The sequence below is a fragment of the Pantoea sp. Nvir genome (assembly GCF_009829915.1).
Lineage (GTDB): Bacteria > Pseudomonadota > Gammaproteobacteria > Enterobacterales > Enterobacteriaceae > Pantoea.
On record NZ_SZZW01000004.1, the window covers coordinates 88,920 to 111,161 of the forward strand.

A 22,242-nucleotide genomic window follows, 5' to 3' on the forward strand; every position below is an offset into this window, starting at 1 on the left:
TGAGGTTGTCAAAATAATTCCAATTTATTCTGTCTCAACAGCAGAAGTTGTATTGTATGTTTAATGTTCTTAATTTTACTGTATTGTATTATCTATACGGTGGCATGAGATAACAAAAGGCGCGACCAAATAATGCCAGCTTTACTTGGTCCTTGTTAAAGGAAAACAGTATATATGTAGAATGATAGTGGTTGACTAATATTAATCAATTAGCAGATCCTTATTTTAATCAAGTTTCCAACAATTAAGCGCCTTTATTAAGGTATGCTATTCAATAGTTTGTAGATGTTGATCAGCTGACTTTGTGCATAGGAGTTAAATCGATTACTTATACTGTTTTGTCTAGAAGACGCTAGTGTGTCAATCTAACGACCCCTGCGGCAACTGGCTTATTTTTACCTATTTTTTCATTCTCTTTATTTTAGACTATTTAGGTAAAGTAATACATGGTGAAGACTATGTAAATAAAACTTTACAGCTAAAAAGTGAGCATCAAAATATAATTTTGCCTGTATTCAGTTAATGTTTTTTCGATATTGATCGAAGATCAATTTTCAAATAATTATTTGTAATTACTGTAAAACAAATGCGTTCGTAAATTGTTGTGAGGCATAATAATAGGCAGGTAGGAGAACCTCGTTATGGAAATACTTTGCTCTGAATTGTCTATTTTTGATTTAATCGTAACGGATTATTTAATCACCGCAGAATGCAAACATCATAGATTGATGTCATAATTTTTTCAAAATCATTCGATTAAAAACTACCATGTGCCTTTAAAGGCTACTGATGGTTACCTTTAATAGGACTTCTTGACTTCTCCATAGCATCCAGAAACAATTAAATAGAATGATGCAAAGATCTCTAACACTTTAAATAATGGAAAACTAAAATGACATTATGCAAGAAATTTTAAGTTATTTAAGAAGATGTAATTAATAATACATTCACTTTAATAAGTCATGTGCTACACAAAAATAGTTAAGTGCCTAACGCTGCATAAGATAATATTTAACAAAATCTGTAGGGTTTAAAAAAAAGCATTTAAGATAGAATTTTTTATAATTAAATTAATAATTTAAAGAATTTTGTTTGGTATCAATTGTTATTGCTGTCATATAGACATAAAGTGAGTATTTTGTTACTTTTAGGACCAATTTTTTAGAATTACTATCACTAATTTACACTGGATAGTATCTTACTAACTGATATTTAAGAAAGGAAAAGTGCTTACCTGAGTAAAATTTGTAAATTTAAGCTTTCCTGCTGTAATTGATTAACATCTTAAATCTTTTTTCATGAAAGGGAAGATGCGTTTCTTTTCAAGAACACCTCTTCTTCCGGAGCATAAATTTGCCGACCAATTTCATGTCTTACATTCTGCACTGTGTGAATGTATAAAATTTTTTAAGCAAGATGTTTACTGCTGAGCAATTAGGACGGGGAGATTTCGTTTAAGTATCATCCTTGTCAAGGTTAGGGCTAGGACTATCCGTTTGTCAGTATAATTATTAAGTTCCAGAATCTCAATTTGATCTGTTATAAGCGCACCATACGCTAGAAGTGATCCTGACTTATATAGATTTTTGCCTTTCTCAATTATAGAAAGGCAAAAATCACAGTTACTACACTAGTATTTTCGAGGCAATTGTGATCATTAATACTGAACAAACGCATGAGACTTTGGCTTCTTATTTAACCTTATGCATCGAAATATTGCCGACAGACATGAGAGTAGATTATTCGTGAATTCCTACTAAGTTACTTATGGCAACGTTAATGAAACGTAACACACAGCACAAAAGAATAACACGCGGATATCTTAGACGATCTTATCTCTTTTGCTTCGATAAGTAAGATAGGGTACAGGGAACAGGTTTCAGAGAATTCCACGATTTAGATAAAAAAATGAGGAATACCCCCCATGCCAGAACGTTTACAAAATGACGTGGACCCGCTCGAAACTCGTGACTGGCTGCAGGCGCTTGAATCGGTCATTCGTGAAGAAGGTGTTGAGCGTGCGCGATATCTGATTGATCAGGTGTTGAGCGCAGCCCGTAAAAGCGGGATCAAGATTTTATCAGGCGGTAACAACGTTGTCAGCAATTATATCAATTCTATTGATGTTGAGGAGGAACCAGAGTATCCAGGTAACATGAAGCTAGAAAGTCGTATCCGTTCCGCAATTCGTTGGAATGCCATCATGTCAGTATTACGCGCTTCAAAAAAAAATTTGGAGCTAGGGGGTCATCTTTCTTCATTTCAGTCCTCTGCGACTATTTATGAAGTATGCTTTAACCATTTTTTCCGGGCACCCAACGATAAAGATGGAGGTGATCTAGTTTACTTCCAAGGTCACATATCACCAGGTATTTATTCACGTGCCTTCCTTGAAGGACGTCTCACTGAAGAACAGATGAACAACTTTCGTCAAGAAGTTCACGGCAATGGTCTTTCGTCCTATCCGCACCCGAAACTAATGCCTGATTTCTGGCAATTTCCGACCGTTTCTATGGGCCTTGGTCCCTTAAACGCCATCTATCAAGCAAAATTTTTAAAATATCTTAAATACCGCGGATTAAAAGATACTTCTGAACAGACCGTTTATGCTTTCCTGGGGGATGGAGAAATGGACGAGCCAGAATCCAAAGGAGCGATCACTATTGCAACCCGTGAAAAACTGGATAACCTAGTGTTCATCATCAACTGTAATTTACAGCGTTTAGATGGACCAGTGACAGGAAATGGCAAGATTATAAATGAATTAGAAGGAATTTTTTCTGGTGCTGGCTGGAATGTAATCAAAGTAATCTGGGGAGGGCGTTGGGACTCACTGCTAAAGAAAGATACCAGTAGTAAGCTGATCCAGCTAATGAACGAAACCGTCGACGGAGACTATCAGACCTTTAAATCTCGTGATGGTGCTTATGTAAGGGAGCATTTTTTCGGTAAATATCGAGAAACAGCAGACTTAGTCAAAGATTGGTCAGATGAAGAAATCTTCGCCCTTAATCGCGGCGGTCACGATCCGAAAAAAATTTATGCTGCACTAAGGAAAGCACAAGACACTAAAGGTCAGCCGACGGTAATTTTGGCTCATACCATTAAAGGTTATGGTATGGGCGACACTGCGGAAGGAAAAAATATTGCGCATCAAGTCAAGAAGATGAATATGGATGGTATTCAATATATCCGGAATCGCTTCAATGTACCAGTTTCCGATGACATACTAGAAAAACTACCTTATGTCATTTTAGAGAAAGGTTCCGAAGAATACAATTACCTGCATACACAGCGAGAAAAGCTCGGTGGTTATCTGCCGACCCGTCAGTCGAAATTCACTGAAAAGCTAGAAATTCCAAAGCTAGAAGACTTTAAATCGCTACTGGCAGAACAGAGTAAAGAAATTTCAACCACAATCGCTTTCGTGCGCGTTTTGAACATAATGCTTAAGAACAAGTCTATCAAAGATCGTCTTGTTCCTATCCTCGCAGATGAAGCTCGTACCTTTGGTATGGAGGGTCTGTTCCGTCAGATTGGCATCTATAGTCCCAACGGCCAGCAGTATACGCCTCAGGACCGTGAGCAAGTTGCTTATTATAAAGAATACGAAAAAGGCCAGATTCTACAGGAAGGAATCAACGAGTTGGGTGCAGGTTCATCTTGGTTAGCTGCAGCAACCTCTTACAGTACTAGTAACCTACCGATGATCCCATTCTACATCTACTACTCTATGTTTGGTTTTCAGCGTATTGGCGACCTAATGTGGTTAGCAGGCGATCAACAAGCACGCGGATTCTTGGTTGGCGGTACTTCTGGTCGCACCACACTGAACGGTGAAGGTTTACAGCACGAAGATGGTCAAAGCCATATTCAGTCGCTGACCATCCCAAACTGTATCTCTTATGATCCGGCGTATGCATACGAAGTAGCGGTTATCATGCATGACGGTCTAGTGCGTATGTACGGAGAAGCACAGGAGAATATTTACTATTACATTACTACACTGAATGAAAACTACCATATGCCGGCAATGCCAGCAGGCTCTGAAGAGGGTATTCGTAAGGGCATTTATAAGCTGGAAACTGTAGAAGGTAGCAAAAGTAATAAGGTACAGCTGCTGGGATCAGGCTCTATCCTACGTCACGTACGTGACGCGGCGCAGATCTTAGCAAAAGATTTCAGTATCGGCTCCGATGTGTATAGTGTTACCTCATTCACTGAGCTAGCGAGAGATGGTCAGGATTGCGAGCGCTGGAATATGTTGCATCCAACAGAAGAAGAGTGCGTGCCTTATATTGCTAAGGTGATGAATGACGCTCCTGCGATAGCATCTACCGACTACATGAAGCTGTTTGCTGAGCAAGTTCGCAGCTATATTCCGGCCAGTGATTACAGAGTATTAGGTACTGACGGTTTTGGCTGTTCTGACAGCCGAGAAAACTTACGTCACCACTTTGAAGTAGATGCCTCCTATGTAGTAGTCGCTGCGCTAGGCGCTCTGGCTAAACTTAATAAGATCGATAAGAAAGTAGTAGCTGATGCAATATCTAAATTCGACATCGATGCCGATAAAGTTAATCCGCGGCGGGCTTAAGGGGTAAGAGAGTAATGGTTACTGAAATTAAGGTACCAGATATCGGGTCTGATAAAGTTGAAGTTACTGAGATATTGGTTAAGGTTGGTGACAAGGTAGAAGCTGAGCAGTCTCTAATTACTGTAGAAGGCGACAAAGCTTCCATGGAGGTGCCCTCGCCACAGGCTGGTGTAGTTAAAGAGATTAAAATTTCGATTGGCGACGAAGTTAAAACTGGCTCATTAATTATGCTATTCAAAGTAGAAGATGCGATAAATCCTACTATCGTTCAGCCAGTACTGAAAGAAGCAATAACTGCCGTAAAGGAGGTTATTACTTCCGTAAAAACAGTCAACTTACCGGATATCGGTGACAGAGAAATGGAAGTTACTGAATTCTTGGTTAAGGTTGGTGACAAAGTTAAACCCGAGCAAGCGCTAATGGTGATAGAAGGCGATAAAGCTTCGATAGAAGTTCCTGCGCCGTTTGCGGGTATAGTAAGAGAGTTAAGAGTCTCTACGGGAGATAAAGTCAGTACTGGTTCTCCGATCATGATCTTCGACGTTGAAAATACAGCTCAATCTAAAGATCCGAGGCAAGAAAAGGAGCCTGTACATACTCTAGTTAAAACTGAAATAAAAAACCGCTTTGTCGAGAATGATGCTTACGTGCATGCAACATCCGTTATCAGACGTCTAGCACGTGAGTTCGGCGTTAACTTAGCGAAAATTAAAGGCACTGGGCGTAAAGGTCGCATCTTAAGAGAAGATGTTCAGAACTATGTAAAAGATGCAATGAAATGCACTGAAGCACCGATTACAACTACTAGTGGCGGAAGCATTCTTACTTTTCCTCTGTGGCCTAAGGTAAATTTTATTCAGTTTGGAGAATTAGAAGAAGTAGAACTAGGCCGCATACAGAAAATCTCTGGTGCTAACCTAAGTCGTAACTGGGCTATGATCCCACATGTTACTCATTTCGATAAAACTGATATTACTGATTTAGAAGCGTTTCGTAAGAAACAAAACACCGAAGCGGAAAATTGTAAACTAGACGTGAAGTATACATTATTAGTATTTATTATGAAAGCCGTCTCTTTTTCACTAGAGAAGATGCCGCGTTTCAATAGCTCTCTATCTGAAGATGGACAAAGATTGACGCTAAAAAAATATATTAATATCGGTGTAGCGGTTGATACAACGAACGGCTTGGTAGTTCCTGTTTTTAAAGATGTAAATAAAAGAAGCATTACTGAGCTTTCTCAAGAGCTGATGGCAACCTTGAAGAAAGCACGTAGTGGCAAGTTGACTACTAGCGATATGCAGGGTGGCAATTTTACCATTTCTAGTCTTGGTGGTTTAGGTACTACGCACTTTACGCCAATCGTCAACGCGCCGGAAGTGGCTATCCTAGGAGTATCTAAGGCAGTAATAGAGCCAGTCTGGAATGGTAAAGAGTTTTTGCCACGTCTAATGATGCCGTTCTCTCTTTCCTTCGACCACCGAGTGATAGATGGCGCTGATGGAGCACGTTTCATTACTCTCATCGGCAACTTGTTATCTGATATTCGCCGTCTCGTGCTTTAATTACTAAGCTAAGCAATGCCGGCAAAACCCGGCGTTGCTATAAATGATTTCTGGTACCTTAGTTTGCAGTTTATCAAGCATTCTGTAAAATTCTGTGGTGAAAATATCCCAGTGGAGTCAAGGATATTATGAGCCTGTTTCGTCAGAGATACCTAGAGCAATCAGTTTTTGATACCCTATCTAATTCTCTACAACTTACTTAAAATAAACCATAAAATAGTGTTATAAAATGAGCTAAGTTTGGTTTACTGATAGATACCAAATCATAATTATGAGGTTATAATGATTAAAAAGATTAAAACTCAAGTCGTGGTACTTGGGGCAGGTCCTGCAGGTTACTCTGCAGCTTTCCGTTGTGCTGATCTAGGTCTGGAAACCGTGCTGGTAGAGCGTTACAGTAATTTGGGTGGCGTCTGTTTGAACGTAGGCTGTATTCCATCAAAAGCATTATTGCACGTCTCAAAAGTAATTAAAGAGGCACAATCCCTTGCAGAACATGGTATTATGGTTGGTCAACAATCTATAGATATCAATCAAATCCGTATTTGGAAAGAGAGAATTATCACTCAATTGACCAACGGTCTTAAGGGAATGGCAACATTACGTAAAGTTAAATTAATTAATGGTTTAGGAAAATTTACCAGTGTAAACACTTTAATCGTAGAAGGGGAAGATTGTCCAATAACAATTGACTTTGACAATGCAATTATCGCAGCTGGTTCTTATCCAATTAAACTACCGTTTATTCCACATAACGATCCTCGTGTATGGGATTCTACAGATGCACTAAAGTTGAAAGAAGTGCCGAAACGTATGTTGGTCATGGGCGGTGGTATCATTGGTTTAGAGATGGGCACTGTTTACCATGCATTAGGTGCACAGATTGATGTTATTGAAATGTTTAATCAGGTCATTCCAGCGGCTGATGAAGATGTGGTAAAAGTCTTCACCAAGAGCATTACGAAGCAGTTCAAATTAATCCTGGAAACCAAAATTATAGCAGTTGAAGCAAAGAACGACGGTATCTACGTTAAGATGGAATGTAAAGAAAAACTGACTGAGCCGCAGCGTTATGACGCTGTTCTAGTGGCTGTTGGGCGTGTACCTAACGGTAAAAATCTAGATGCTGGTAAAGCTGGAGTGGAAGTGGACGAGCGAGGATTTATCCACGTCGATAAACAGATGCGTACTAACGTTTCACATATCTATGCTATAGGAGATATAGTGGGTCAGCCGATGCTAGCGCACAAAGGAGTACATCAAGGCCATGTTGCAGCTGAAGTCATCTCTGGTATGAAGCACTATTTTGATCCAAAAGTAATCCCATCTATCGCCTATACCGAGCCAGAAGTAGCGTGGGTTGGCCTAACCGAAAAAAAAGCGAAAGAGAAAGGCATTAAGTACAGGGTGTCTACCTTTCCGTGGGCAGCTTCCGGTCGTGCTATTGCTTCTGACTGTGCTGACGGTTTGACCAAATTAATTTTTGACCAGGATACTAATCGCCTTATTGGTGGAGCGGTCGTCGGTACCAATGGTGGGGAACTGCTGGGTGAAATCGGCCTAGCAATTGAAATGGGCTGTGATGCGGAAGATATTATGTTGACTATCCACGCACATCCAACTCTGCACGAGTCAATTGGCCTGGCAGCTGAAATTTTTGAAGGTAGCATTACCGATCTACCAAACCCTAAAGCAAAGAAGAGATAAGTTTATTTCTTTGTTTATAAAGAGTTGCCAAGGTGGCATTTTTCCCTGAATTGCAGGACACAACGTTTTTTCAGTTACACTCGGAATAAGTAATTTATTTTATTAATTAACTATTTTTTTATTAAAAATAAACAGAAAATCTTACTTTCTAAGTTTCTTTACTTCATTAATTAACTAAATATATTATTTTCTAATAAAAGGTTCCAATATAATGGCAGCAGAGAATCTAAATATTCTGATTATTTCTCATAATAATAAAGAGCGATTCATCTACAAAGATAGTTTTTAATTTTCTTGCTAAGAAAATTAATTCTTTTTGATTATTAACTAAAATCGAATCATTTTGCATATTGCAAAATGATGAAATGACACTTATGCCTGGTAGCTCTAGGTAACTAATATAATTTAGTGCAAAAATTTTCTCTTTTAGTGTAGTCTGGACGATTGATTTTTATAATTAGGATGGAAAATTACCCTCTAATAGAACTAGCATTGGTAATGCTTTCATTTGGGATAATGTTTAACTGGTTACCAATTTTTCTTACTATGCTTGCTCTTTATATTTAAACAGGACGAGCGTTTTATTTAAAAAAATAAACAGAATGCTAGAGTTATGCCCATAACCTTACATTTTTTTGTCGCTTTCAAGGAAATATTATTCTTTTTCATATCTCGCTTCGCTAAGCGCTTTCATATTTTAGCTGGTATATTTGTTTAAATCTTAAAGTTTTTCCTAGGTAAAAATGCTAATATTTTATGAATTTTCACATTAGGTGGATCCTCGTAACCGCAATTTTTCTTTAAGTAAACTAACATAAGGTGAGACTAGGCAGCTCTTCTACTCTTCAAATGTGTATGGTAAATCTAGTCAAGGAGCAGTATAGTAATTTTGTAACTAGCAGAATCTTAATACCTTTATTTATGAGCATTCTCGATCATAAATAATTCAGTCATGATAGCATAGTGATTTTCAGAATTCCGATCGCTTGAATACTGTTAAGCTAAGTATCTTTTTTTAAAAGAGAATCATTGCATTAAAATTACTTCTTCTATAAGAAGAACAATAAAGTTGTAAGCTGACTGATTCATATAAATAAAATATATTTTTGTAGATCATTTCTTAAATAGAACATATTATTGGTTTTTATTAGACACTTCTTCTTATTGTGCTTTAGTACCAAACGCATGTGCTACTCTAATCGAGATATCTTTTCATAGAATCGCCGTTATTTCTAATCCTACCCTCTTCTGGTACTAGGAAAATCTCTTACATGTAGTAGGCAGTTGAGGCGATTGTGGTAAGAGTGCATTTGATGCTAAAGTCACTCTATGGAAATCTTTCTTGTCCCAAGAAAGAATAGGTATAAAAAAGCTAATTTACTAGCAACACCTTACCTTATAAGGTAAAATTATTAAAACAGTGTGCCTACACTAGTGTAAAACTCAAGAAATCCTAAATATTATGACAATATGTATATATCGAGCGACGTGTGGAAATTAATATAATCAAGAGTATTCACTGCTTATAATAATTTCAGAACTTCCCTTGAGAACTTTTTCTATCCGTAATCAATTCAGGATATGGTAATATTTTTCATAAATATAGTATATAACAGTTAATCTTATAATCTTGTGCCGTGATTTTTTCATAACAAAAAGGTTTTCCTCATTTCTTAATGGTATCTTTGACAAAAGATATCTATATTAAAATTTACTTACAGTATGTATATAGCTTATGAAAATATTATATATATTAAAATTAATACAAGTTAAAAGATTAGGTATACAATTTGCTATCGTTAATATAAACTTTTTACTAAAGTGATTTTTATGAAAGCTTTCATATCTGGGCGAGTGTAATCCCCAATGTTATTTTTATCTATAAAAAAAGAGAAGCTAAGTGAAAGAGAATCAGTACCTCCGGTACTTAATGTCGCTGAATCTAGTCATTATATTCACACGGTTCGTTACTAGCTAACGACGTTAGTAAATTACCCATATTCATCAAATGATGATGAATATCCTTAAGATTAAATAAATTTGCAAATTTTGAAATATAATGTTGAAGTGATGATTTCTGAAGAGGTGATTGCGGCCCGTATTGCCAGATTAGGCAAAGAGATCTCTGCTCGCTATTGCAACAGCGGTAGCGAGATTGTTCTGGTCGGGCTGTTACGCGGCTCTTTTATCTTTATGGCTGATCTCTGCAGATCAGTCGCGGTTCCGCATAAAATTGATTTTATGATTACTTCTAGCTATGGTAGTAGCATGTCTAGCTCCCGTGATGTGAAAATTAGAAAGGATCTTGACGAAGACATCTGTGGCAAAGATGTGTTGATTGTCGAAGATATAATCGACTCAGGCAATACGCTCAGTAAAGTTCAAGAGATCCTGTGCCTGCGTTCACCTCAATCTCTTGCCATCTGTACACTACTCGACAAGCCTTCACGTCGTGAAGTAGACGTAAAAGTGGACTATGTGGGGTTTTCAATTCCTGACGAGTTCGTGGTCGGTTTTGGCATTGATTACACCCAGTGCTATCGTCATCTACCTTATATCGGTAAGGTCGTGCTACTTGATTCCTAAAAATTCACCAAATCCAATCTTCTTAGGCCCACTATCTAGTCATATTTTCTAAAAATTAAAAAGTACGAATGCAAGAGGAATATTTCTACATATAGGATACTTCATTTTAAATAGAAATATCGCAGCAACGACTAAATTACTTTAGCCAAAGAGTAGGTAGCTGTATCAGCAGAATACTCTGATATGAACACAGAATATGGATTGAGACTTATTCTCAACTATTTTGCATAGCTGATTAGAACCAATTTTAATTAGTTATGTAGGTGCTTGCAAGGAATCGATCTAAAAGTCCAAATCCAGTAATTTTGTACACTGTTAAAATAAGTAGTAGGGTAAGTGACCTACATCCTTTAATGCGCTAAATGTCAAAATTTGTAAAAACCATACTCTCTCTATGCACTGTCTGGAAAATTGGGAGACAGATAGAGGAGAGGAGGAGTCGAGAAAATGCTAATTAATTGTGCACAGAAAACTTCATAGTTTGAGTTAGCATATGTTATTTGCATGTAGTGCAGCTGTGTTTTTTAAATACTTTAAGAATTATATCTAGAATCTGTTTTTATTTTTCCCGAAAACAACCTTACTGATTAAGGTTAACCTGTTTATTATCAATAAGACGTGTATTACCCAGCCATGCGGACATTAAAATCACTGCGTTCTGGCTCTCTATCGTCAGAGAATTCAGAGTATTTGCATCACAGATAGCGAGTCGGTCTGGACTCAATCCTTTTATACTAAGTTCAAGTTCAGCAGTATCGATAATCTCTTTAATATGGCGCTCGCCATTGGTAAGGCGGCTCGCCATACTATTCATGACCTGAGATAGAACTGGAGCTAGCATGCGCTCTTTTTTGCTGAGGTAGCCATTACGAGAGCTAAGAGCCAAACCATCTTTGTCACGCACCGTCGGAACGCCGACAATCTCGATATTAAAGTTCATATCCAACACCATTTTGCGCACAATCGCCAATTGCTGAAAATCCTTCTCGCCAAAACAAGAGATATCGGGTTGTACCAAATTAAACAGCTTACTTAAGATGGTGGTCACACCGCGAAAATGACCTGGACGGCTTGCACCTTCCAGTAGCGACGATAGGCCAGGTACTTCGACGAAGGTCTGGTTCTCCATTCCCTGTGGATACAACTCCGTAGACGATGGTGCGAACACTACGTCAACACTACAGTGATAAAGCTTTTCGCAATCTTCCTTCAGAGTACGTGGATAACGCGCTAGATCGTCTGCGCGCTCAAATTGCATTGGATTAACGAAAATGGAAAATACTACAATATCGGCGCGCTTACGCGCTTCTTCTACCAAGCGTAAGTGACCGGCATGTAAGTTTCCCATAGTAGGTATTAGAGCGATGCTTTTCCCTTCCTGATGCCAATAATGCCTTTCACAGTACAGCATCTGTAATGTTTCAATGATTAACATAGTAAAAAAGCTCTAAATTATTGGAAACTATGCTCATTTGCAGGATAGGTTCCCGTTTCTACTTCAGCGATATAGTGACGAATAGCAGAGTTTATATTGCCTGTCTGCTCAAGAAAGTTTTTTGCAAATTTTGGAATATGTCCGCTAGTAATCCCAAAGGCGTCGTACATTACCAGAATCTGACCGTCGGTTACATTGCCTGCACCGATACCGATTACTGGAATTTTCAGTGCCTGAGTGATACGCAGTGCCAGTGACACTGGTACGCACTCTAGTACGATCAGCTGTGCTCCTGAAGCTTCCAGTACCAATGCATCGGCCAGTAGTCTCTCAGTTGCTGCCTCATCGCGTCCCTGTACTTTATAGCCTCCGAAAATATTCACTGACTGTGGCGTTAAGCCAAGGTGACCACATACTGGTACCGCGCGTTCTGTCAGCATACGTATGGTTTCCGCTAACCATTCACCTCCCTCCAATTTTACCATGTTGGCGCCGGCACGCATCAGCTGCGCAGCACTTTCAAATGTCTGCTCCGGGGTAGCGTAACTCATAAAGGGCAGATCGGCCATCAATAGTGCCTGCGGTGCACCGCGGCGTACAGCGGCGGTATGGTAGGCGATATCAGTAACTGTAACCTGCAACGTTGATTTATGACCCTGAATAGTCATGCCTAATGAATCGCCAATTAACATGACACGGATGCCTTCATTGGCAAAGAGACGTGCAAAACTGAAATCATAAGCAGTCAGGGTAGCAAATTTATATCCGCTGGCTTTCCACTGATGTAAATGAGAAATAGTGGTAGATTTCATTGCGTTTTTAACTCGGGTATTTTAGATATTTAAGTAGGCGCAGTGTACTGGATAGTGGTTAAGAGACAAATGTTTCATATATGAAACTATGTGGCATTAATATTTCCCAGCGCTGGATATTATTCACTTCCAGGTTAGTAAGAAAGCTGCGCAACGAACGATTGTCAGGTAGAGTTACATCAGGTGTGATTTCTAGTAATGGTACCAATACAAAGGGACGATTGCAAATATCATAGTGTGGTACAATCAGGCGCGGTGTACTGATGCAAAGCTGGCCGAAAAGCAGTATATCAATATCCAGAGTACGCGGCGCCCAACGCTCTGCCTTGCGTATACGGCCATGATTTAATTCGATACATTGAATATGATTGAGCAATGTTTCAGGTGTAAGTTGCGTATCTAGCGCAACTACTGCGTTTAGGTAATCCGGCTGATCTATTGGTCCATAAGGCCGTGTGCGATAAAACGAAGAAGTAGCGACACGTATTGTATTAGGTAACTCATCTAATGCCATCAGTGCTGTATTGACCTGATACAGCGGATCGGCTAGGTTGCTACCGAGTGCAAGATAGACACGGGTCATGAGGCGCTCTGACTATCTTGGCGCGGCGAGGCTGAACTACGGCGCGTTCTTCGCGTTTTGCGGTGTGACACCGGCACTAAATCTTCGTTTAAAGCATTAATCATAATTTTTTGATGCGTCAGTGCAGAGACCTGGAATTCACACCACCAGTGGCTGAGACGAATTAGTTCTGGGTTATTTTCTACTTCGGCACGTAGTGCTAAAAGATCGTAAGCAGCACGAAATTTTGGATGTTCCATTAGTTTCCATGCTCGTTTACCGTGGCGGCGCGACAGCCGCAACTGTAACTGCCAGATATCGCGAATCAAAGTAGTAATACGTTTTGGAATCGCGAGTGCGCGACAGGCTTCATCCAGCGTATCGTTCATAGTCATCGCAAAAGCATCGTGATAAGTTAGGCCACTCTCCTGAGCTGCCTCGAGCTGTGGATACCAAAACATCGCCGCAAACAGAAAAGCCGGATTAATGCGCATATCATTATAGATACGGTTATCAGTATTCTTCAATACCTGAGCCACCATGCGTTCCATAGGGCTATCGCTATTTTTGGTAAAGTTGCGCGTAATAGTGGGGAATAGCGGCTGGAACAGCTGAAGCTCTCGCAACTTAAGGTAGGTATTGTAACCGTAACCTGCTTGCAGCAGCTTTAGAGCTTCTTCAAAGAGGCGTGCCGGCGGAATATCGCGTAACAATATAGCAAGGTGTGGAATCGGCTTGGCTGTCTCTGCTGCTATTGACATCTGCAATTTTGAGGCAAAGCGTACCACACGCAGCATACGCACCGGGTCTTCACGGTAGCGCGTTTCTGGGTCTCCAATTAAGCGAATAATGCCTTGTTGTAAATCCTTAAGACCTCCTACATAGTCACGCACCGTAAAATCAGCCACATTGAAATACAGGCTGTTGATAGTGAGGTCTCGGCGTTGTGCATCATCTTCTATCGTGCCGAAGATGTTATCGCGCAGCAGCATGCCATTTTGAGCGCGTTGTGACAGATTGTGATCTTCCACGTTATCTTCGTCGACTTGATGATGTCCGCGGAAAGTAGCTACTTCGATTACTTCTGGACCAAATATTACATGTGCCAAGCGAAAGCGACGCCCGACAAGACGACAATTGCGGAATAATTTGCGCATCTGCTCCGGTGTTGCATTAGTGGTGACATCGAAGTCCTTAGGCTTTTTACCTAGTAATAAGTCACGCACACCACCTCCCACTAAATAAGCTTCATAGCCTGCTCTATTCAGGTGATGGAGTACTTTAAGAGCATTTTTATTAATGTCTTTGCGTGAGATATTATGGCTCTCACGAGGAATAATAGTCATTTTGTGACGCCTAGCTTCAAGCTCAATGGAAGCCTCTTCATCACGCGTGAGGATTTTCCGGCAAAAATTAGTAACTCGGGTAAAAATAGGACACCTCGACAGCGACGTAAAGTAGGGTAAATCAAATTAGCGGCTAATCATAGCCTGTTGAGAACAATTTAGGAATGGTGTTATCTGATCTGCCGTGTTTAGAGGATTTTAACGCAGAATTAAAGTAATATTTCACTGTGATACTGTGTGTTGTACAGTAGGTTCTCCCGTATTTCATTGTCCAGCACCTCACTTGCTAAAATTTCGCAAGGACTGGCTAATGAAGTACAAAAGTTTCTGCAAAAGAAGGTACGTGTATCTTACGGGCAATAAATGCATATCATTCTAATTCGATTCGCCAGCGGCACAATACGAAGTAATAATCAGGCACCGACTAAGTAGAACTAGCTAGTAGCACGTAACCCTACCGTACTGTAGCACACCGTTGTTATTATCCTGATAATTAGTAGTTTACTACTACTAAGTTCTACAGATAAATAGTCTTATTGGCGACATATATATTATGTATTTCCTTACGCTACGTATGTCTCTACCAGTTAATATACGACATGCCTCGTACGTAGCCGGGATTGTGAAAATATAAGGCTGGTTCTTTGTGTACTCGTGTAAATGTAGCTCTACATTCTCCGGATTCAGAGGAAGAGCACGGTAATATCCTTAGTAGAAGCTAAGGAAATCTGCCAGATGCTGCGGTGTGTACAGGAGTAGTTTATCTGGGTGCTCTTCCCCAAGAGCCATGCGTGTCACAACGCTTACAACTTCTACTCGTAAAGATCGTTTTGTTCGCAGATTCTAAGAAAGTGACAAAAATTTGCCACCAGTAATCTAATAAAATTCAACGGCAAAAAAAGAGTTAACACCCTGGTTGCAGGGTAAGTGTAGACCTATACTGTTATAAGTCACCACACAGCGGAATAATAGTATTATCCGCTGTGTGATGACTGCAAGGAAGAATCACATCAGCCAGACATTTGTTTCTCGCGAATTTCAGCTAATGTCTTGCAGTCAATACAGAGATCAGCGGTCGGACGCGCTTCCAGACGACGGATACCAATCTCCACACCGCAGGACTCACAATACCCAAAGTCGTCCTCTTCAACTTTTTTCAACGTCTTTTCAATTTTCTTAATGAGCTTACGTTCGCGATCACGATTACGTAGTTCGAGGCTGAACTCTTCCTCTTGTGTGGCGCGATCAACTGGATCCGGGAAGTTTGCTGCTTCATCTTGCATGTACGAGACAGTACGATCGACTTCATCACACAGCTGGTTGTGCCAAGCGTCTAAAATCTTACGAAAATGTTGTAGCTGGTCTGCGTTCATATATTCTTCACTTGGTTTTTCCTGATATGGCTCTACTCCAGCGATGGCGAGAATACTCAAGGACGATGTTTTACGGTTTTGCCCTTCTTGCATGTTGTTTCTCCTGGATAACACGCAGCATAATTTTATGTTTCAGCAACGGCGTTTATAATTTTAGGCGTTTGGGGGCAGCCATAATGCTATATTTTTTACTTGGGAAGATTTGCTGCATCGCCCATGATTTATTACATCGATCCCCCTTCGAGGGGAAATAGGCCGCTATAAATAGCAGAAGCAGTCAAGGTTAGCAATTATTCGTGATCACACCTTGGCAAATCTATAAAAAACAGCTTCTTTAACACTTCAATTAACGCACTTTTATCACATTTTTTTGTGAAAGATATTGAAAGGTTGTAGCAATTGGATTTCTTTTTATAGACACCCCCCCTCGGGAAGAAGTCTACGTGATACGTTAAAATCTTATGTTATTCTGCTAGACCTGGAAAAGATAGTATATGCAAAGTGCGTTGATGTAACTAACCTAATAGAGAAATCCTCATTTTACCGAGTACAAAATTGTAAATAAAAATAGCTTAATTGCACTACAGACGTCACGAGAGCTTAATTTGCATAGATACATCTAGTTTCAGATTGTTACATTATCCGCAAATAGTTTTTCCCTTGATAAACAAGGAGAACGGACTTGGATTTAATCTTTAATATGGTAGGGACGGGACTCTGGATGCTTAAATTAGAAAGCTAATTCAACTCTATTAGTATGATATTTACACGTCAGCTCAACAAGCTAAGTAGCTAGATGGCTCATAATGCTCCTCTCTTTATAAAACAGATAAGACAGCAGAATATTCACGAAGCACTAGTAGCTATCTGGGTTTAGATTAGTTCCCTTTGATGTAAGTAGTTGCTTATACTCTTAAAGTTGAACTGTAAGACAGTATTGCTTTTTATGCGATCCTGTCATAATTCTAGTATTGGCGCAATGTATGGTCAGTTTTCCTTGCAGGTATGTATGGGATTATTGAAGATCAAAAAATAAGTTAGATGGGTTTCAAAGCGCTAAAAACACATAGTGCCTCTTAACTGTAATGAGATTAGGCGCCAAATTTCTGATCATGGATATAATTCTCTATGAAAATAGGAAAATAATCGATACACGAATGGTTTAACTATTTTAGGAATTTTCTAAATGCCTTAGTTGTTTAGCTCGATCTTAAAGAAAGCTGTTAAGTGTATCATTGGTTAATGTTCTGCATGGCTTGATTTTGCACCTTGACGAACAAAGTAAGTGGTAGGAGCTAACTATGGTCCCCATGAATAGAGTAATTGAGGAACCCGCAAAGGTTACGGTCCCAAGGCGGCAATCTCAGGTAATTAACTACGGATATTTGTAAGCTGTAAATATGGCGACCCACTTATGCAGTACGGCATTGAACAGTGAATTTACGGTCTTGATGAGTATCCCAAAACACGATTAGCATACCGTGTGCATGGAAAACTACGTTATCCTAATAACACGGCTGTAATCATGGTGGCCAAACACAAATATTTAATATTTGATAAATTTTTCCAATGTATCCTACAGGCTTATCTAGTACTTCTGCTTAACGTACTGATTGATCATTTTGCAGACGTAGCTTCTCAATGATGCTACTACACCACTTTGTTCCAGTGCACCCAAACTACGATTTAAGAAGGATGGGGCATGTACGATATGGTTGCTGACTTCGCACACTTAACTATTTGATCTCTGATATTTTCCTATATCATATTAGATAAAAAGTAGAAGATTAGTACCCACTAGGGACATTAAGGTTGCTCTGGATCTAGCTACTATCTGCAACGAAAAATCTGCTTGTAAAGAGTACAGTTTTTTACTCAGCTGAGTACACTGGCAGTGCGTATTACAGAAGATGTTCGGAAATATAAAGCACATTCCTTTATTAAAGTAGGGTGTGCACTGTTGGGTGTTGGTGCTGTGTTGTCTCTCTTATAAAGGCTATTTCAATATTATAAGTTTGTTTATCATTTCTTAGCACGACGGCTCTAGGTGCAGGAGAAGCTACATGGACGCTACACTTAATATTTAGAGTATCGGATAGTTAAGTGAAGTAATGTCTGGAGAATAAAAGTATGTCTGGGAATGATCGTGAACCCATCGGGCGTAGAAAACAGCCTAAGTCAACAAATAACGCCAAACGCCAGAGTCGCTACAAGGATAAAGACGATTACAATAACGATATTTTTTTAAAAGATATTAATGAGATGGCTTCTGTGCCACATAAAAGTAAAATAAAATGGCTACCGCGCGGTAAGAACCATTGGTTAGGCTGGTTTATTAAGTTTTTTTTCGTGTTTATTGTAGTAACGGCTACTTGGGGTGTCTACCTTGACTCTGAGATCCGCACTCGTATTGACGGAAAAGTGTGGCAGTTACCTGCTGCTGTATATGGGCGTATAGTTAGCTTAGAGCCAGGTATGCCATATAGCAAAAAAGAGATGATAGCTCTGCTAAAAGGGACGCAATATCGTCAAGTTTCGCGCATTGCAGGTCCTGGTGAATTTTCAATTAAAGGCAAAACAATCTCTCTTTTACGACGTCCATTTTTTTTCCCAGATGGTAGGGAAAGCCAGGTACATGTGCAGATGGTTTTTAATGGCAATGAACTGAGCAAGATTAAAAACCTCGATTCAGGTCGCGATTTTGGCTTTTTTATCCTCGATCCGCGCCTGATTACCATGCTTCAGTCACCTAATGGTGAACAGCGTTTATTCGTACCACGCTCTGAGTTCCCTGATCTGCTAATCGACACTCTGATCGCTACCGAAGATCGCCATTTTTACGAGCATGACGGTATCAGCCCTTATTCAATCGGCCGTGCCTTACTCGCCAATATAACTGCAGGTAAAGCAGTACAAGGTGGCAGTACACTAACACAACAGCTAGTGAAAAACCTCTTCTTGACCAATGAACGCTCGTTATGGCGTAAAGTACGCGAAGTTTTTATGGCGGTTATTATGGATATGCGCTACAGCAAGGATCGTATCCTAGAGCTTTATCTAAATGAAGTCTATTTCGGTCAGGCAGGAAATGACCAAATTCGTGGGTTCCCTTTAGCGAGTCTCTATTACTTTGGACGTCCGGTCGAAGAGCCGAGCCTCGATCAGCAGGCAATGCTGGTCGGTATGGTGAAGGGTGCATCACTGTATAATCCATGGCATCACCCTAAGCTAGCGCTTACAAGGCGTAATCTAGTATTGAAATTGTTACAGCAGCAAAAAGTTATTGACCAAGAGCTCTATAACGTACTTTCTGTACGGCCACTTGGCGTGCAGCCAAAAGATGGCGTTATCACTCCACAACCTGCTTTTATGCAGATGGTGCGTAGCGAGCTGCAGACAAAACTGGGCAATAAGGTAAAAAATCTCTCCGGTGTAAGGATATTCACCACGCTCGATCCGATATCGCAGGATGCAGCGGAAAAAGCGGTAATTAATGGCATTGTAACTTTAAAAAGGCAACGTGGTCTCAAAGATCTTGAAACTGCGATGGTAGTAGTCGACCGCTTTAGCGGTGAAGTGCGCGCTATAGTAGGTGGCGCTGATCCACAATTTGCTGGTTATAACCGCGCCTTACAGGCCCGTCGCTCTATTGGCTCGCTAGCGAAACCGGCAACTTACCTGACTGCACTCAGTCAACCGAATAATTATCGCCTCAATAGCTGGATTGCCGATGAGCCCATTATGCTGAAACAGCCGAATGGCACCATCTGGAAACCAATGAACGATGATCGTCATTTTAGCGGTAAGGTTATGCTGGTAGATGCATTTACTAACTCCCTGAATGTACCTACTGTGAATCTTGGCATGATCCTAGGATTAGACTCAGTAGTAGATACCTGGACGAAGTTAGGTGTACCGAAAGAGCAGCTTAATCCAGTACCTTCGATGCTGCTTGGCGCACTTAACTTGACTCCAATTGAAGTAGCACAAACGTTTCAGTCTATCGCTAATGGCGGTAACCGTGCTCCACTCTCGGTGGTGCGTTCAGTTATCGGTGAAGATGGTACTTTGATCTACCAAAGCTATCCGCAAGCGCAGCGTGTAGCATCGGCGCAAGCTTCTTACCTGACGCTTTATACCATGCAACAAGTAGCCGATCACGGTACGGCATACACGCTGGGCAAGCGTTATCCGAAAGCGCATCTAGCAGGTAAAACTGGAACTACCAATAATCTAGTCGATAGCTGGTTTGCCGGTATTGACGGTAAAGAGGTCGCCATAACATGGGTGGGTCGAGATAATAACCAGCCTAGTGAACTTTACGGTGTAAGCGGCGCAATGCAGATCTATCGCCGCTACCTAGATAATCAGGCACCGACACCGCTGGTACTGACACCACCGGAAGATGTGACTATGATGAACATTAATTCTGCTGGTAATTTTGTTTGTGGTAATGGTAGTGGTATAAGTAGTGAAACCTGGCGCTCTCTGCCGGTTTGGTCACTTGACCCTAACTCACTCTGCCAGCAGTAGAAAAATCGCGGCAATGTCGTAAGATGGATTAAGGATATGTTTGGCGATAGAAAAAATGATTACAAATGTATGCTCGCCCTCTACAGGCTGTTAAATCATAATCGTCTTTTTTGCTTGTTAGGTTAATACTTTGAACATACTATAATGAAAGATTGTTTAACGCGGATCTGTTCCTGCTGGTAGATTGCAGCAAAACTGAGAATAAAAAAGTCTTTCCACAGAAGACTGCTAAATATGATAGCCCACTTATCTAAAATCGTGTCATGTCGCTCGTTGGAAAATTTTTATTAAAAATACAATTGACATGTTATTTTTCTTTCAGCTTTGCAAAGCAACGGCGCGCAGCATCTACGGTATGCTCAATATCTTCTTCGCTGTGCGCCACAGACATAAAGTTCGTTTCAAAGGCCGATGGTGCAAGATATATACCTTCTTGTAGCATCAAGTGAAAAAAAATTTTAAAGCGGTTTACATTGCACTTCATTACGTCGGTGTAGCAGGTCACTCTATTTTCTTTAGTAAATAAAATACCAAACATACCGCTCACATAATTTACCAACAGCGGAATATTTTCCATTGCCGCCATCATCATCAATCCCTGCGCTAGTTGTGCGGTACTCTTAGTAAGCTTCTCATATATATCAGAGTGTGCCATTTGAGTTAAACAGGAAACGCCTGCTGCCATGGTAATCGGGTTGCCTGAAAGAGTACCCGCCTGATAGACAGAACCAATGGGTACTAGTTCTTCCATGATTTCTCTACGACCACCAAAAGCACCCACCGGCATGCCGCCACCGATAATCTTACCGAGGCAGGTCAGATCTGGTGTTATATTATAATATTCCTGCGCACCACCTAGTGCTACTCGAAATCCAGTCATTACCTCATCGAAAATCAGTAGCACGCCGAACTCATCGCACAGGGAACGCAAGCCAGCCAGGAACCCTGGCTGAGGTAGAATACAATTCATATTACCTGCAATTGGCTCGACTATAATACACGAAATAGAATCAGGGTACTGCTCTAGCGAAGTGCGCACAGAATCGAGATCGTTATATACGCAGATTAGAGTATGTTTAGCGAAAGCGGCCGGTACACCAAGGGAGTTTGGCTGACCCAACGTTAGAACGCTAGACCCTGCTTTTACTAATAGGCAGTCAGCGTGACCGTGATAGCAGCCTTCGAATTTAATGATTTTATCACGGCGGTTATAACCGCGTGCTAGGCGAATAGCACTCATCGTCGCTTCAGTACCGGAGTTAACTACACGAACCATATCTATGCTAGGCACTAAATCACATAATAGCTGCGCCATTTTCACTTCTATCTCAGTGGGTGCACCAAAGCTCAAGCCGTACGCAGTAGCTTCAACCACTGCATTGCGAATCTCGGTGTTATTATGGCCCAGCACCATGGGTCCCCATGAACCGACATAATCAATATAGGTTTCGCCATCGGCATCATATAAATACGCACCATCGGCCCGTTCAATAAACAGAGGTATCCCGCCTACACCGGTAAAAGCACGCACCGGTGAGTTAATACCACCGGGAATTAGACGTTGTGCTTCAGCGAACAGGGTTTCTGACTTACTCATTTATCGTCTCCAGCAGTTTGGGAAAAATTTTCTATATTCTACGGGAAGATAACAGCATGATGAAATCTTAAAAACAGATTCGCTATATTTAGCTTAGCTGCATGTAGGGGGGCAAGCAGTACGAATGGC

11 protein-coding genes are annotated in these 22,242 nt (G+C 40.5%); 5 read left to right on the forward strand and 6 right to left on the reverse strand.

The genetic code is table 11. The annotated features are described in order from the left end of the window. The first annotated feature begins 1,924 nt into the window (after positions 1-1,924). The 4 genes from aceE to hpt all read left to right on the forward strand — a co-directional run bounded on the left by aceE (position 1,925) and on the right by hpt (position 10,455). Positions 1,925-4,597, forward strand: a complete 2,673-nt coding sequence (gene aceE, locus FD729_RS03755) for a pyruvate dehydrogenase (acetyl-transferring), homodimeric type (RefSeq protein WP_159931951.1) — start codon at positions 1,925-1,927, stop codon at positions 4,595-4,597. Positions 4,598-4,611: 14 nt separating this feature from the next. Beyond that, positions 4,612-6,162 (forward strand): pyruvate dehydrogenase complex dihydrolipoyllysine-residue acetyltransferase, encoded by a 1,551-nt coding sequence (gene aceF / locus FD729_RS03760; RefSeq protein WP_159931952.1) that lies wholly within the window; start codon positions 4,612-4,614, stop codon positions 6,160-6,162. Between the two features lie 282 nt (positions 6,163-6,444). Continuing rightward, on the forward strand, positions 6,445-7,869 hold the full coding sequence (gene lpdA, locus FD729_RS03765) for a dihydrolipoyl dehydrogenase (protein WP_159931953.1): 1,425 nt from the start codon (positions 6,445-6,447) through the stop codon (positions 7,867-7,869). A 2,049-nt stretch (positions 7,870-9,918) separates the two neighbouring features. Continuing rightward, entirely contained in the window at positions 9,919-10,455 is a 537-nt protein-coding gene (gene hpt / locus FD729_RS03770; protein ID WP_159931987.1) for a hypoxanthine phosphoribosyltransferase, read from the forward strand. Between the two features lie 580 nt (positions 10,456-11,035). Here the strand turns inward: hpt and panC are convergent. The 5 genes from panC to dksA all read right to left on the reverse strand — a co-directional run bounded on the left by panC (position 11,036) and on the right by dksA (position 16,076). Beyond that, entirely contained in the window at positions 11,036-11,890 is an 855-nt protein-coding gene (gene panC / locus FD729_RS03775; protein WP_159931954.1) for a pantoate--beta-alanine ligase, read from the reverse strand. Positions 11,891-11,907: 17 nt separating this feature from the next. Further along, on the reverse strand, positions 11,908-12,702 hold the full coding sequence (gene panB / locus FD729_RS03780; protein ID WP_159931955.1) for a 3-methyl-2-oxobutanoate hydroxymethyltransferase: 795 nt from the start codon (positions 12,700-12,702) through the stop codon (positions 11,908-11,910). Between the two features lie 58 nt (positions 12,703-12,760). Then, positions 12,761-13,285: a 2-amino-4-hydroxy-6-hydroxymethyldihydropteridine diphosphokinase gene (gene folK, locus FD729_RS03785; RefSeq protein WP_159931956.1), complete on the reverse strand. Its 525-nt coding sequence runs from the start codon at positions 13,283-13,285 to the stop codon at positions 12,761-12,763. After that, positions 13,282-14,697 carry a polynucleotide adenylyltransferase PcnB gene (gene pcnB, locus FD729_RS03790; protein WP_236421737.1) on the reverse strand — a complete coding sequence of 472 codons (1,416 nt, stop codon included), beginning with the start codon at positions 14,695-14,697 and terminating at the stop codon, positions 13,282-13,284. The genes folK and pcnB overlap by 4 nt, the downstream gene beginning before the upstream one ends. Positions 14,698-15,620: 923 nt before the next feature. Beyond that, a complete protein-coding gene (gene dksA, locus FD729_RS03795) occupies positions 15,621-16,076 on the reverse strand; it encodes an RNA polymerase-binding protein DksA (protein ID WP_159931957.1) in 456 nt (151 codons plus the stop codon). Between the two features lie 2,037 nt (positions 16,077-18,113). Between dksA and mrcB the strand changes: the two genes are divergently transcribed. Beyond that, positions 18,114-20,516, forward strand: a complete 2,403-nt coding sequence (gene mrcB / locus FD729_RS03800; protein WP_159931958.1) for a bifunctional glycosyl transferase/transpeptidase — start codon at positions 18,114-18,116, stop codon at positions 20,514-20,516. A gap of 307 nt (positions 20,517-20,823) precedes the next feature. On the opposite strand, the gene hemL is transcribed toward mrcB, so the two are convergent. Beyond that, positions 20,824-22,113, reverse strand: a complete 1,290-nt coding sequence (gene hemL / locus FD729_RS03805; RefSeq protein ID WP_159931959.1) for a glutamate-1-semialdehyde 2,1-aminomutase — start codon at positions 22,111-22,113, stop codon at positions 20,824-20,826. Positions 22,114-22,242 lie beyond the last annotated feature (129 nt).